The organism is Citrobacter sp. Cu231, assembly GCF_030332265.1.
GTDB classification, from domain to species: Bacteria; Pseudomonadota; Gammaproteobacteria; order Enterobacterales; family Enterobacteriaceae; genus Citrobacter; species Citrobacter meridianamericanus.
In genome coordinates this window covers 323,583-337,999 of the sequence record NZ_JAOWIE010000029.1, presented here as the reverse complement: position 1 = coordinate 337,999, position 14,417 = coordinate 323,583, and the positions used below count along the sequence as shown (strand labels likewise).

Here is a 14,417-nt window from a genome sequence, read left to right as displayed (position 1 = left end):
ATCTTAAATGCCTGACTCCAGAATACGGATATTCATGTCCAGCACATCGCCTTTCACTGCTTCGCTATAGGCTTTCATATGCGGTGTTTGCAAATGCGCTTCAAGGTGCGCAATGCTTTCCCACTGTTCAACCATCACGATTGAGTCCGGTGCCGTGGTCTGAAAACTGACGCCAGCAGCATGATCGACCATCGGCGCGTAGCCGTGACAACCTTCTTCTTTCAGTACGGTCGGAACGATTTTAGCGAACTGATCAAGTACCGCCTGGCGGTGATGTTGACCTGGACGTGTACGGATTTCTGCAATAACGGTAAGCATGGTTAACTCCTTCTAATTCCAGGTTACCAGTTAACCAAAAATTTCGTTCAGATGCTTGCGATATTCTGCGATATAACGCGGGACGTCTGGCATTTTAATCACGTCATTGGTGATAAAGGTCGGCAGCGCTTCCATTCCCAGGAACTGGTTTGCTTTATGGAACGGGAGATAAACGCCATCAACGCCAACGCCATGGAAGAACTGGTCTTTTTCAGTGAAGGCTTCCATCGGTGCGTTCCAGGTCAGAGACAGCATGTAGGTTTTGCCCTGAATCAGCCCGCCGGATCCGTATTTTTTAGACGCATCTGAACGTGTGCGGCCATCGCTGGCGTACAGCGTGCCGTGCCCTGCGGTGAATACATCATCAATGTATTTTTTCACCGTCCACGGCGCGCCCATCCACCAGCCAGGCATTTGCCAGATAACCGTATCTGCCCAAACAAAATTCTGCACTTCTGTTTGTGCGTCATAGTCGCTGTCTGCGCGTACGACTTTAACATCATGCCCGAGGTCGCGCAGGAAGCCGTCCGCGACCTCGGTCAGGGTGTCATTTAGTTGGCCATTGGAATGGCCGAATTTTTTCGCACCATTGATAATCAGAATGTTGCTCATGTTGTGTCCTCAAAGAATAACGTTTGAGGGCGATTTTACCCCTACCAGCACTGCGGTGAAATTAGCAAAATGTGCAAAGTCTTTTGCTACGTGAGCAACAATAATGCAATTACCAACTGACTTTCGCTTCAAACCCACCTTCCGGCGCATTGCTAAACGAGGCTGACATTCCATGCAGCGTCGCAATACGACGGACGATTGACAGGCCGAGGCCGCTGCCGGTCACGCTTTGTCCCGGGGGACGATAAAAGCGTTCACCGATGTGCGTCAGGACTTCCGGCGCAACGCCTGGCCCGTTATCTTTAATGCTGAAATTTCGGGCGTTGAGCGTCACTTCCACAATGCTTCCCCGCGGGCTGTAGCGAACCGCATTATCCAGGAGATTGCGGACCATCAGGCTGAGCAACAGTGGTTGCCCGGTGCGTGTAATGTCGTGCGCGTTAATCTGCAAACGCACATCGATGTGGGCCTGCTGCGCCGGATGGTAGATGTCCATCACTGCAGATTGCAGGAGCTGCTCCAGCGAGATTTCCGCCACATCCTGAAGATTATCGAGGGAGTCGAGGCGCGAAAGCGTCAGTAGCTGATCGACCAGACGCGTGGCGCGGTCAATTCCGGTTTGCATCTGCATTAACGCTTTTTGTCGTGCCTGCGGATCATCGTCGGACAGCTGCACCACTTCGGTCTGTACTTTCAGCGCGGTCAACGGGCTGCGCAGTTCGTGGGCGGCATCTGAGGTAAAGCGCCGCTCGCGTACCATGGTGGTATGAATACGTGTAAAAAGTTGATTGAGCGATTCAACCAGTGGGCGTACTTCGCTTGGCACACCTTTCGGGTCGAGCGGCTCTTCCGATTCCGGTGAACGCCAGCGCAGAGCCTGCGCCAGTTTTTTTAACGGCCTGAGTTCGCGGCTCAGCATGACCACCAGGATCAGCAACATGAGCGGCAGCGCAATCAGCCAGGGCGTTAGCTGAGCGGTGACGATCGACAGCGCCATATCCTCCCGATACTCCCATTCCTGACCCACCACGATGCGGTATTTACCGTCTGCGGAATTTAGCCACAGAAAGCGCCACGGATCGTTGTCGCCATTGAGTTGGCCATCACTAAAGCCTTCCCGGCTGTAGCTGTAGGGAATATCCTGGCCTTTATCGCCATCGTGCAAGACCATTTTGCCGTCGGTGGAATAGATGGCAAACGCCAGCGCGTCATCATCAATATGGCCGTGCTTCAGCTTCTTCGGCGTGCGGGCCATATTATGAGACGTAGTAACGTCGCTGATATCCAGCGTGCTGAGACGCTTGGCGAACAGCATCAACTGCGTATCAAACAGCTCATCGACATTATCGGTGGTCTGCTTCCAGGCCACAAAGCTGGAAACGGCCCAGGTCGCAGATGCAAGAATCAGAAAAATCAGTGTTAGCCTGATGCGCAGGCTGAGGCGTTGTGTGAGTTTCATGCGTCACCCAGGGTATAACCAATGCCATGCACGGTACGGATAAAGTCGCTGCCGAGCTTACGGCGTAGGTGATGGACGTGTACCTCAACCGCATTACTGGAGACGTTTTCATCCCAGTTATACAGTTTTTCTTCAATATGTTTGCGGGGGAGTACGCGCCCTTTGTTGCGCATCAGTAGTTCCAGCAGTGCGAACTCTTTTGGCTTGAGTGATAATGGCTCATCTGCGAACGTGGCGACCAGCGCGCCGGGGTTAAGCGTCACCTGACCGTGGCGCAGTTCGCTGGTGGCCTGGCCGCTGGCACGGCGCACCAACGCCTCCAGCCTTGCGGCAACTTCGATCAGCGCAAAGGGTTTACACAGATAGTCATCCGCGCCGAGGCGCAGACCTTCCACGCGTTCCGCCAGCGCGTCACGGGCGGTCAGAATCAGCACCGGCTCTTGCTTCCCGTTGGCTCGCCATTCGCGCAAGATGTCCCGCCCATCTATGCCTGGCAGCGTCAGGTCGAGGATCACCGCATCATAAGGGGCGCTGTAGAGCGCTTCTTTTCCCTGACGACCCTCAGTAAACCAGTCGATGCTGAAACCCATTTTACTCAGACCTGTTTTCAGGCCGTCGCCAATCAACGTGTCATCTTCTACCAGTAAAATACGCATATGCTCTTCCCTGCGGTCACTCTCATTACCGTCAAGTAAACCTGTGGCTACAGCCTCTGTACAGCAAAAAAAGTATCTTTTTTTGCCTTAAGAACTTGTTAAGGATTAACTTATTTAATAGTCGTAAACCAACATGAAAGGGAGACATGACGATGAAAAAATTAGCTGCAATGGTTGCCGTAATGGCACTGTGTTCCGCACCTGTTCTGGCCGCGCAGCAGGGCGGCTTCTCTGGACCGACAACGACTACACAAAGCCAAAACGGCGGCTTTGTTGGCCCTAACGGCAGCAGCACGACGGTAGAAAGCGCCAAATCGCTGCGTGATGACACCTGGGTTACCCTGCGCGGGAACATTGTAGAGCGCATTTCCGACGACCTGTACGTGTTTAAAGATGCGACTGGCACAGTGAATGTCGATATCGACCACAAGCGTTGGAACGGCGTAACCGTCACGCCGCAGGATGTGGTTGAAATCCAGGGTGAAGTGGATAAAGACTGGAACTCCGTTGAAATAGACGTGAAACAGATTACCAAAGTTGCCAAATAATCCTCATCAGGGCCGCATTCGTGGCCCTTTTCTTTGTGACTCAACACGCCAGATAGGGTAGTATCTGCGGCAATATTGCCCTTCAATAAAGGGGTACAAAGTTGAGGAACCACGATTAATGAGCGATATGGCAGAGCGCCTGGCGCTGCATGAATTCACGGAAAACGCCTATCTGAACTACTCCATGTACGTCATCATGGACAGGGCGTTGCCGTTTATCGGCGATGGTTTGAAACCCGTTCAGCGTCGCATCGTGTACGCGATGTCCGAGCTGGGGCTGAATGCCAGCGCCAAATTTAAAAAGTCCGCCCGTACCGTCGGTGACGTACTGGGTAAATACCACCCCCACGGCGACAGTGCTTGCTATGAAGCGATGGTGCTGATGGCGCAGCCGTTTTCTTACCGTTATCCGCTGGTTGACGGGCAGGGGAACTGGGGGGCACCGGACGATCCGAAATCCTTCGCGGCAATGCGTTATACCGAATCCCGCCTGTCTAAATATGCGGAAGTCCTGCTGGGTGAACTCGGCCAGGGCACGTCGGATTGGGTGCCTAACTTCGATGGCACCATGCAGGAGCCGAAGATGTTGCCTGCGCGTCTGCCGAATATTCTGTTAAACGGCACTACCGGTATCGCCGTTGGTATGGCGACGGACATTCCGCCGCACAACCTGCGTGAAGTGGCTAAAGCAGCGATCACCCTGATTGAGCAGCCGAAAACGACGCTGGATCAATTGTTGGATATCGTGCAGGGGCCGGATTATCCGACCGAAGCAGAGATCATTACGTCGCGTGCGGAGATTCGTAAGATTTACGAAAACGGACGCGGCTCCGTACGTATGCGTGCGGTATGGTCGAAAGAAGACGGCGCGGTGGTGATTTCCGCGCTGCCGCATCAGGTTTCCGGGGCTAAAGTGCTGGAGCAGATCGCCGCTCAAATGCGTAATAAAAAGCTGCCGATGGTCGACGACTTGCGCGACGAATCAGATCACGAAAACCCGACCCGTCTGGTGATTGTCCCACGCTCCAATCGCGTGGATATGGAACAGGTGATGAACCACCTGTTTGCGACCACCGATCTGGAAAAAAGTTACCGCATCAACCTGAACATGATCGGGCTTGATGGGCGTCCGGCGGTGAAAAACCTGTTGGAGATCCTCACTGAATGGCTGGCGTTCCGCCGCGATACCGTGCGTCGTCGCCTCAACTATCGTCTGGAAAAAGTGCTTAAACGCCTGCACATCCTCGAAGGTTTGCTGGCGGCGTTCCTCAACATTGATGAAGTGATCGAAATTATTCGTCATGAGGATGAACCAAAGCCAGAGCTGATGTCGCGGTTTGGCATTTCTGAAACCCAGGCTGAAGCCATCCTCGAGCTGAAATTACGCCATCTTGCCAAACTCGAAGAGATGAAAATCCGCGGTGAGCAGGATGAGCTGGCGAAAGAGCGCGATCAGTTGCAGGGCATTCTGGCCTCCGAGCGTAAAATGAGTAACCTGCTGAAGAAAGAGCTGCAGGCTGACGCCGAGGCCTATGGTGACGATCGTCGTTCTCCGCTGCAGGAGCGTGAAGAAGCGAAGGCGATGAGCGAGCATGACATGCTGCCGTCTGAGCCGGTGACTATTGTGCTGTCCCAGAGTGGCTGGGTGCGTAGCGCGAAAGGCCACGACATCGATGCGCCAGGATTAAGCTATAAAGCGGGCGACAGCTTTAAGTCGGCGGTGAAGGGTAAGAGCAACCAACCGGTAGTGTTCGTTGACTCGACCGGACGCAGCTACGCCATCGACCCGATTACGCTGCCGTCGGCGCGTGGTCAGGGTGAGCCGTTGACCGGGAAGCTCACGCTGCCGCCAGGCGCGACGGTTGAGCACATGCTGATGGAAGGCGACGACCAGAAACTGCTGATGGCATCCGACGCGGGCTATGGTTTTGTCTGCACCTTCAATGACCTGGTAGCACGTAACCGTGCGGGTAAAGCATTGATTACGCTGCCAGAAAATGCGCGCGTTATGCAGCCGGTAGTGATTGAAGATGAAACCGATATGCTGCTGGCGATTACTCAGGCCGGTCGCATGTTGATGTTCCCGGTAAGCGATTTACCGCAGTTGTCGAAGGGCAAAGGGAACAAGATCATTAATATCCCCGCAGCGGAAGCGGCAAAAGGCGAAGATGGTCTGGCGCTGCTCTATGTGTTACCGCCGCAAAGCACGCTGACTATCCACGTCGGCAAGCGCAAAATTAAACTGCGTCCTGAAGAGTTGCAAAAAGTTACCGGCGAGCGTGGTCGTCGCGGTACGCTAATGCGCGGCCTGCAGCGTATCGATCGCATTGACATTGATTCGCCTCGACGCGCCAGTCACGGCGACAGCGAAGAATAACGCTACCGTCCAGCTCTCCCTGTTTTCGCGCAGGGAGAGCCAACGTTAAAAATTCCCGTGAAACCGTTGTTTATTCGAGCGTTGCGATTAACAATACGCTTTTCCTTAAGAGCCGTTCTTAACAAAGCCCTAACCTGATGCCGAGTTGTGCATCCGGTGACGTAAAACGCCAGGTTCTTAGGCCTTTAGAGGTTGTTATGCTATATATTTTTCGTGTCATCATTACTGTTATTTACTGCGTTCTGGTCTGTATCTTCGGGTGCATATACTGTCTGTTCAGCCCACGAAATCCTAAACACGTCGCCACGTTTGGCCACATGTTTGGCCGCCTGGCTCCCCTTTATGGTCTGAAGGTCGAATGCCGCATGCCGGCAGACGCGCAGAACTATGGTAATGCTATCTATATTTGTAACCATCAGAACAACTACGACATGGTTACCGCTGCGAATATCGTTCAGCCGCCGACGGTAACGGTAGGTAAAAAAAGCCTGCTGTGGATCCCGTTCTTTGGCCAACTTTACTGGCTAACCGGTAACCTGCTGATTGACAGAAACAACCGCGCAAAAGCGCACAGCACCATTGCAGCCGTGGTTAACCATTTCAAAAAACGTCGCATTTCTATCTGGATGTTCCCGGAAGGAACACGCAGCCGCGGTCGCGGTTTGTTGCCGTTTAAAACCGGTGCGTTTCACGCGGCGATTGCGGCAGGTGTCCCGGTTATTCCGGTGTGCGTTTCAACAACCTCGAACAAGATAAATTTAAATCGCCTCAATAATGGTCTGGCGATTGTCGAGATGTTGCCGCCGGTGGATATTAGCCACTTTGGAAAAGATCAGGTTCGTGAACTGGCAGCGCATTGCCGTACGCTGATGGAACAAAAAATCGCAGAACTCGATAAAGAAGTTGCTGAACGGGAAGCCGCCGGTAAGGTTTAATCCGTGCTATTCGGGTTTTTTACAGGAAAAGATTTCCTGTGTGTTAATCGCCAGTTTTTCATGGAGTTTATATGTCATTCAGTCGGCGTCAGTTCATTCAGGCATCGGGGATCGCACTGTGTGCAGGTGCTGTTCCGCTGAAGGCTAATGCTGCCGGTCAGCAACAACCGTTACCCGTACCTCCGCTGCTGGAGTCCCGTCGGGGGCAGCCGCTATTTATGACGCTGCAGCGCGCGCACTGGTCCTTCACGCAAGGCACGCGCGCACCTGTCTGGGGAATTAACGGTCGCTACCTGGGACCGACAATCCGCGTCTGGAAAGGGGATGACGTCAAGCTTATCTACAGCAACCGTTTGACTGAAAATGTCTCGATGACTGTCGCCGGTTTACAGGTACCTGGCCCGCTAATGGGCGGCCCGGCACGCATGATGTCTCCTAATGCGGATTGGGCGCCGGTGCTGCCGATTCGGCAGAATGCCGCCACGTTGTGGTATCACGCCAATACACCAAATCGTACAGCCCAGCAGGTCTATAATGGCCTTGCCGGGATGTGGCTGGTTGAGGATGAAGTGAGTAAATCGCTGTCTATCCCCAATCACTACGGGGTGGATGATTTTCCGATCATTATCCAGGACAAGCGTCTGGACAACTTTGGTGCGCCGGAATACAGCGAACCCGGCAGCGGTGGTTTTGTTGGGGATACGCTGTTGGTCAACGGGGTGCAAAGTCCGTATGTCGAGGTTTCTCGCGGCTGGGTGCGCTTGCGCTTGCTCAACGCCTCAAACTCGCGCCGTTACCAGTTGCAAATGAGCGATGGCCGTGCGCTGCATGTGATTTCCAGCGATCAGGGCTTTTTACCTGCGCCCGTTTCGGTGAAGCAGCTCTCGCTGGCGCCTGGCGAGCGCCGTGAAATTCTGGTGGATATGACTAACGGTAATGAGGTCTCTATCACCTGCGGTGAGGCGGCCAGCATTGTCGACAGGATCCGCGGATTCTTTGAGCCTTCCAGTATTCTTATCTCCACGCTGGTATTGACGCTGCGTCCGACTGGCCTCCTGCCGCTGGTGACCGACAGCCTGCCAATGCGCCTGTTGCCAACGGAAATCCTCAGCGGTTCGCCGATTCGCAGTCGTGACATCAGCCTGGATGATGATCCTGGTATCAATGGTCAGCTGTGGGACGTCAATCGCATGGATATTACCGCTCAGCAAGGCTCCTGGGAGCGTTGGACGGTGCGGGCGGATATGCCTCAGTCTTTCCATATTGAAGGCGTCTCGTTCCTGATCCGTAATGTGAATGGCGCGATGCCGTTCCCGGAAGACAGAGGCTGGAAAGATACCGTTTGGGTCGACGGCCAGGTTGAATTACTGGTCTACTACGGACAACCTTCCTGGGCCCATTTCCCGTTTTACTTTAACAGTCAGACGCTGGAAATGGCGGACCGTGGTTCGATCGGACAGATGTTAGTGAACCCGGCGCCGTAATGCTCCGGGGTTTCCGTTACGCCCGCCAGAACATGCGCGAGAACAGGATTAGAATGGGGTAAATCTCCAGACGCCCCAGGATCATGGCCGCGCACATCAGCAGTTTTGCTTCATCGTTCAAAGTACCAAATGTCGTTGCGGTGACGCCAAATCCCAGACCCATGTTGTTGATGCAGGCGGCGACGGTGGCAAAAGAGGAGAAAAGATCGTAGCCCATCAGATTGAGCGCCCAGATAAAAAAGCTGGTGAACAAAACGTAAAGAAAGAAGAAGCTCCATACCGAACGCACCACGCGGTCGCTTACCACGCTATTACCCACTTTGATATTCAGTAAAGCGCGAGGATGTGCGAGTTGGTGTAGCTCCTGACGGCACTGCTTGAACATAATTAAAAAGCGCAGCACCTTAATCCCACCGCAGGTCGAGCCCACGCAACCGCCGAAGAAACTGGCGCTGAGCAGCATAAAGATGGTATGCGAGGGCCACTGCGCGTAATCCGCCGTGGACAGGCCATTATCCGTCAGCATGGAGCTGGCGAGAAAAAAAGCATGCACCAGACTGTCCGTTATCCCATACATGCCCGCCCGCCAGACCTGCCAGGTGGCGATCACGGTGACAACCAGCGCAATAAGCAGAAAGAAACGCAGTTCGGCATTGCGACGAAAGGGTTTGAAGGTACGTTTCGCAATAGCCACGTACCAGAGGGTGAAGTTAAAAGCAGACAACAGGGAAAACACCCCAGCGACCAGCTCAATCGCATGGCTGTCATAGAAGCCGATACTCTCACTGCGCGTGGAAAAACCGCCGAGGGAGACCGTCGACAGCCCATGGCACAAGGCGTCGAAAAACGACATCCCGGCTGCCCAGTAGGCCAGAGTACAGATTAGACCCAAAATGACATAGGTCAGCCACAGCGTACGTGCAGTATCGGCAAGTCTTGGCGTGAGGCGTTCTTCTTTAAAGGGCCCCGGCATTTCAGACTGATACAGCTTCATGCCGCCGATACCCAAAAGCGGTAATACCGCCACGGCGAGGACAATAACCCCCAGTCCGCCAATAAAATTGAGCTGGGCCCGATAGTAGAGATACGATTTCGGCAACGCGCTGACGTCGTGAATCACCGTTGCACCCGTGGTGGTTATACCGGAAACCCCTTCAAACAGGGCATCGGCAAAAGAGAGATTTAAGCCGTCGTCCATCCACATCGGCATCGCGCTGATAAACGAAAACAGCAGCCAGAACAGAACGATAATGACGAAGCCATCCCGGGTTCGTAGTTGAATACCCGCATGCTTGGTTGCCAGCCATGCGCCGCCGCCGAGGGTAAAGAAGGTCATAAACGTGCTGAAAAAAGCGAAAAAGCTCCGCTCTTTGTTTAACAAAGCAATGGTCATCGGTGGCAGCATGGAGAAGCTGTAGAGAAGAACCAGAAATCCGCACAGGTGAACAACCACCCGTAACTGGGAAATATGCAGTGAATCGTTGAGTCGCAATGAAAAATCCCCCGCCAAAAAGAGTGACCTCAGCTGGTCGGCATGGCGTTAATAATGATGGATCAAAATGGGCTGCGTAAAATTTAACAATTTATAAATCTTTCTACTCGTCTGGTTCAGACTCCACTTCATTTCTTGCCGACATACAGCGTATAATCCCCGGCCTTTGATTATTTTTTTACCATTTTTGGAAGCACTATGAGCGCAATATCCCTGATCCAGCCGGACAGAGACCTTTTCTCCTGGCCGCAGTACTGGGCTGCCTGTTTTGGCCCGGCACCGTTTTTGCCGATGTCACGCGACGAAATGGACCAACTTGGCTGGGATAGCTGCGACATCATTCTGGTTACCGGCGATGCCTACGTCGATCACCCCAGCTTTGGCATGGCAATTTGCGGCCGTATGCTGGAAGCTCAGGGCTTTCGTGTTGGGATTATCGCCCAGCCGGAGTGGAACAACAAAGACGATTTTATGCGTTTGGGTAAACCGAACCTGTTCTTTGGTGTAACCGCAGGCAATATGGACTCGATGATCAACCGTTATACGGCCGATCGCCGACTGCGCCATGACGATGCCTATACGCCAGACAACGTGGCGGGCAAACGCCCGGACCGTGCCACGCTGGTCTATACCCAGCGCTGTAAAGAAGCATGGAAAGATGTGCCGGTTATTCTCGGTGGTATTGAGGCCAGTCTGCGCCGTACCGCGCACTACGACTACTGGTCTGATACCGTTCGTCGCTCCGTGCTGGTGGATTCAAAAGCCGACATGCTGATGTTTGGTAACGGTGAGCGCCCGCTGGTGGAAGTGGCGCATCGTCTGGCGATGGGGGAAACCATCGATCAGATCCGCGACGTGCGTAACACTGCGATTATGGTTAAAGAAGCACTACCGGGCTGGAGTGGGGTGGATTCCACGCGCCTCGACACGCCGGGCAAAATTGACCCGATCCCGCATCCGTACGGCGAAGATCTGCCGTGTGCCGACAACAAACCGGTCGCCCCGAAAAAGCAGGAAGCGAAAGCGGTAACGGTACAGCCGCCGCGCCCGAAACCGTGGGAAAAAACCTACGTGCTGCTGCCATCTTTCGAAAAAGTGAAGGGTGACAAAGTGCTGTATGCGCATGCGTCGCGTATCCTGCACCACGAAACCAACCCAGGCTGCGCGCGTGCGCTGATGCAAAAGCATGGCGATCGCTACATCTGGATTAACCCGCCAGCTATTCCGCTTTCTACCGAAGAGATGGACAGCGTCTTTGCGCTGCCGTACAAGCGCGTGCCGCACCCGGCGTATGGCGATAGCCGCATTCCGGCCTACGAGATGATCCGTTTCTCGATCAACATTATGCGTGGCTGCTTTGGCGGCTGTTCGTTCTGTTCGATCACTGAGCACGAAGGCCGCATCATCCAGAGCCGCTCTGAAGATTCGATAATCAATGAGATCGAAGCCATTCGCGACACCGTTCCGGGCTTTACCGGCGTGATTTCCGATCTCGGTGGCCCAACGGCGAACATGTATATGTTGCGCTGTAAGTCACCGCGTGCTGAGCAGACCTGCCGTCGTCTGTCCTGCGTTTACCCGGATATCTGTCCGCATATGGATACCAACCACGAACCGACGATTAACCTTTATCGCCGGGCGCGTGATTTGAAAGGCATTAAAAAGATCCTCATTGCTTCCGGTGTGCGCTATGACATCGCGGTTGAAGATCCGCGCTATATCAAAGAGCTGGCGACCCACCACGTTGGCGGCTATCTGAAGATTGCGCCAGAGCATACTGAAGAAGGCCCGCTGTCGAAGATGATGAAGCCGGGGATGGGCAGCTACGATCGCTTTAAGGAGCTGTTCGATACCTACTCTAAACAGGCGGGTAAAGAGCAATACCTGATCCCATACTTCATCTCCGCGCACCCGGGTACGCGTGACGAGGATATGGTGAATCTGGCGCTGTGGCTGAAACAACGTCGCTTCCGTCTGGATCAGGTGCAGAACTTCTATCCATCGCCGCTGGCGAACTCCACAACCATGTATTACACCGGGAAAAACCCGCTGGGTAAAATTGGTTATAAGAGTGAAGATGTGGTGGTGCCGAAAGGCGATAAGCAGCGCCGTTTGCATAAAGCCCTGCTGCGTTACCACGATCCAGCTAACTGGCCGTTAATCCGCCAGGCGCTGGAAGACATGGGTAAAAAGCATCTGATCGGCGGTCGTCGTGAATGTCTGGTTCCGGCGCCTACGCTGGAAGAGATGCGTGAAGCACGTCGCCAGAACCGTCATTCCCGTCCTGCGTTGACCAAGCATACGCCAGTGGCTCATCAGCGCCAGACGCCTGCCGCGAACAAAAAACGCGGCAAAGTTGCGGGGCGTTAATGCCAGATTGAATGCCGGATAAGGTACAAATGCTTTACCCGGCAATCACATCCAACGTTATGCCTCACGAATTCTGGCCGCTAATGCGGCCAGTTTTGCATCATCCGCTCGTTCATGGTCGTGTGATGACAGATAGCCTTCATACTGCTCGAAAAATTTGGTCTGCCGCGACTCAATCGGTTTCCAGTGGGGGAGGTCGCCAGTACCGTGCATAGGGCTTAATTTGCTGTGCACATGGTCTACGCCGAAACCTTCGAAGAACATCCCCGTACGACTGACATCCGGGAAAGCCTTATCCAGTTTCTTAGCCACTTTTTGGGTTGCCATCATCAGGTCAGCCAACGCCTGCGGCGGCATATCGAAGGCATAGCTGGGGTAATGCTTTTTCGGGATCACCACGGTAAAACCGTCAGTGTTCGGGAAAATAGACAGAAAAGCCAGATGGTGCTCGTCTTCCCAGACCTTATGGCAGGGGGCTTTGCCTTCAATAATTTGACAGAAAATACAGGTCATTCCTTTTCTCCGCAGTAAGGTATGTCGTCAGGACGCAGTCAGTTTAGTACAGACCCAATACCTTCCACCACATCAACCCCACGGTGATAAACACCGCCTGGTTAAACAGGCTGATGATAAAGCCTGTGCGCCACCAGACGCCCGTTGGAACGTACCCTGCACCAAACAGGATTGGACCGCGAGCGTGGGTGTACTGGGTGAGCGAGCAGTACAAACTGCTGGTGAAGGCCAGCATTAGCGCCGTGGGGGCAGCGGGGATGTTCAAATGCAGACCGACGCCGAGGAAAACGGCGTACAGCGCGGCAATCTGTGCATTGCCGCTGGCAAAAAAGTAGTGAGTATAGAAATAGGCGGCGTTCAGCAGCAGCAGGACGATTACCCAACTGGTACCGTGCATGGTGCTGCTCAGGCTGTCACCGATCAGATTGCCAAACCAGGTGGTAAAACCCAGTTTTTTCAGCTGGTTTGCCATCATCAGCAGCGCGGCAAACCAAATCAGTGTGTCCCAAGCGCCTTTTTCACTTTTGACGTCTTCCCAGCTCAGAACACCGCTTAGTAATAAAATAGACAGTCCCACGAACGAGGCAGTGGTGGCGTCGACGCCTAACGTATCGCCAAAAATCCACAGCACCAGCAGCACGCCGACGGTAGCCAGCATCAGCCATTCGCCACGAGACATCCGACCCATTTCCACCAGCTCTTTACGCGCCAGATTCGGGGCATCTGGTGTGTGTTTAATTTCCGGGCGTACAATCCAGTAGACCAGCAATGGAACCAGCAGTAAGGAGACCAGGCAAGGCAGCAGCGCCGCCATGAACCAGCCGCCCCAGGTCAGCGTGACGCCCGCATTGGCCGCCAGCTTCACCGCTAACAGATTGCCAGTGTAGCCGGTCATAAATAGTGCGGCAGTGACGTCGTTGACGTTGCCAATACAGGTGATAAGAAAGGTACCGATTTTACTGCGGGACTCATCTTCCGGATTCGAATGAAAACTGCGCGCCAGGGAGTCGGCAATGGGGTAGATGACGCCGCCGCAGCGTGCCGTATTGCTCGGCATTGCGGGGGATAGGATCAGATCGGCAAAGGCCAGACCGTAGGCGAGTCCGAGAGTGCGTTTGCCAAGCAAACGGATCATCTGCAGCGCAATACGTCGTCCGAGGCCTGTTTTGATAAACCCGCGGGCAATCATAAAAGCGACGACGATAAGCCAGATAAGCGAACTGTTCAGTTCGCTTAGCGCTGTGGTGATAGCGCCGCTGGCGGTTTTATCTCCGGCAGCATAGGCGAGTGCAAAAACCGTAATTCCAATAATGCCGACTGCGCCGATGGGTAACACTTTCGCCACGATAGAGGCGATGGTGGCGACGAAGATAATTGCTGAATGCCAGGCTGGCGTACTTAGCCCTGTCGGCGGGGTAAGCTGCCACAGTCCAGCGGAAATGAGTGTTATAAGAATCAATGGGAGCCATTTGACACTATTGCTTTTTTTCTCAGTCACGGTTACGCACCTATAGGTGTTATAAATATATTCATATCATGAATATATTTACTGAATAATTAACAGGTTATGTTGCGTAATGCTGCTCCAGGGATTGCAAGAAATACATCAATATATGTGTGTGAATTGTTTCCTGATATTTCAAATCAGAAAAG

The 14,417-nt window shown here is 53.6% G+C and carries 12 protein-coding genes; 5 read left to right on the top strand and 7 right to left on the bottom strand.

Annotated features, from left to right (window positions below):
- Window positions 1-3: 3 nt before the first annotated feature.
- From OGY15_RS04660 to qseB, 4 genes are all read right to left on the bottom strand, one after another.
- Complete coding sequence (locus tag OGY15_RS04660) at window positions 4-318, bottom strand: putative quinol monooxygenase (RefSeq protein ID WP_003024557.1); 315 nt, start codon at window positions 316-318, stop codon at window positions 4-6.
- Between the two features lie 30 nt (window positions 319-348).
- Window positions 349-930 (bottom strand): NAD(P)H-dependent oxidoreductase, encoded by a 582-nt coding sequence (locus tag OGY15_RS04655; RefSeq protein WP_151217727.1) that lies wholly within the window; start codon window positions 928-930, stop codon window positions 349-351.
- 109 nt (window positions 931-1,039) lie between these two features.
- Window positions 1,040-2,389, bottom strand: coding sequence for a quorum sensing histidine kinase QseC (gene qseC, locus OGY15_RS04650; protein WP_187259012.1), 1,350 nt, complete (start codon window positions 2,387-2,389; stop codon window positions 1,040-1,042).
- Window positions 2,386-3,045 (bottom strand): quorum sensing response regulator transcription factor QseB, encoded by a 660-nt coding sequence (qseB, locus tag OGY15_RS04645; RefSeq protein WP_151217725.1) that lies wholly within the window; start codon window positions 3,043-3,045, stop codon window positions 2,386-2,388. The genes qseC and qseB overlap by 4 nt, the downstream gene beginning before the upstream one ends.
- A 152-nt stretch (window positions 3,046-3,197) precedes the next feature.
- Between qseB and OGY15_RS04640 the strand changes: the two genes are divergently transcribed.
- The 4 genes from OGY15_RS04640 (at window position 3,198) to ftsP (ending at window position 8,389) form a co-directional block, all read left to right on the top strand.
- Window positions 3,198-3,593 (top strand): YgiW/YdeI family stress tolerance OB fold protein, encoded by a 396-nt coding sequence (locus OGY15_RS04640; protein WP_005123105.1) that lies wholly within the window; start codon window positions 3,198-3,200, stop codon window positions 3,591-3,593.
- Between the two features lie 118 nt (window positions 3,594-3,711).
- The gene (parC, locus tag OGY15_RS04635) at window positions 3,712-5,970 is read left to right on the top strand and encodes a DNA topoisomerase IV subunit A (RefSeq protein ID WP_286538519.1); all 2,259 of its coding nucleotides are present in this window, start codon (window positions 3,712-3,714) and stop codon (window positions 5,968-5,970) included.
- A 197-nt stretch (window positions 5,971-6,167) separates the two neighbouring features.
- Window positions 6,168-6,905, top strand: a complete 738-nt coding sequence (gene plsC / locus OGY15_RS04630) for a 1-acylglycerol-3-phosphate O-acyltransferase (RefSeq protein WP_060854968.1) — start codon at window positions 6,168-6,170, stop codon at window positions 6,903-6,905.
- Between the two features lie 71 nt (window positions 6,906-6,976).
- The gene (ftsP, locus tag OGY15_RS04625) at window positions 6,977-8,389 is read left to right on the top strand and encodes a cell division protein FtsP (RefSeq protein ID WP_151217723.1); all 1,413 of its coding nucleotides are present in this window, start codon (window positions 6,977-6,979) and stop codon (window positions 8,387-8,389) included.
- A gap of 16 nt (window positions 8,390-8,405) precedes the next feature.
- Here the strand turns inward: ftsP and OGY15_RS04620 are convergent, their stop codons facing one another.
- Complete coding sequence (locus tag OGY15_RS04620) at window positions 8,406-9,881, bottom strand: TrkH family potassium uptake protein (RefSeq protein ID WP_151224351.1); 1,476 nt, start codon at window positions 9,879-9,881, stop codon at window positions 8,406-8,408.
- A gap of 198 nt (window positions 9,882-10,079) precedes the next feature.
- On the opposite strand from OGY15_RS04620, the gene OGY15_RS04615 reads away from it, so the two are divergent.
- Window positions 10,080-12,251 carry a YgiQ family radical SAM protein gene (locus OGY15_RS04615; RefSeq protein WP_286538516.1) on the top strand — a complete coding sequence of 724 codons (2,172 nt, stop codon included), beginning with the start codon at window positions 10,080-10,082 and terminating at the stop codon, window positions 12,249-12,251.
- A 57-nt stretch (window positions 12,252-12,308) separates the two neighbouring features.
- On the opposite strand, the gene OGY15_RS04610 is transcribed toward OGY15_RS04615, so the two are convergent.
- Both OGY15_RS04610 and OGY15_RS04605 read right to left on the bottom strand, forming a co-directional pair.
- The gene (locus OGY15_RS04610; protein WP_187259011.1) at window positions 12,309-12,764 is read right to left on the bottom strand and encodes an HIT family protein; all 456 of its coding nucleotides are present in this window, start codon (window positions 12,762-12,764) and stop codon (window positions 12,309-12,311) included.
- A gap of 43 nt (window positions 12,765-12,807) precedes the next feature.
- On the bottom strand, window positions 12,808-14,262 hold the full coding sequence (locus tag OGY15_RS04605) for a DASS family sodium-coupled anion symporter (protein WP_187253256.1): 1,455 nt from the start codon (window positions 14,260-14,262) through the stop codon (window positions 12,808-12,810).
- Window positions 14,263-14,417: the final 155 nt, after the last annotated feature.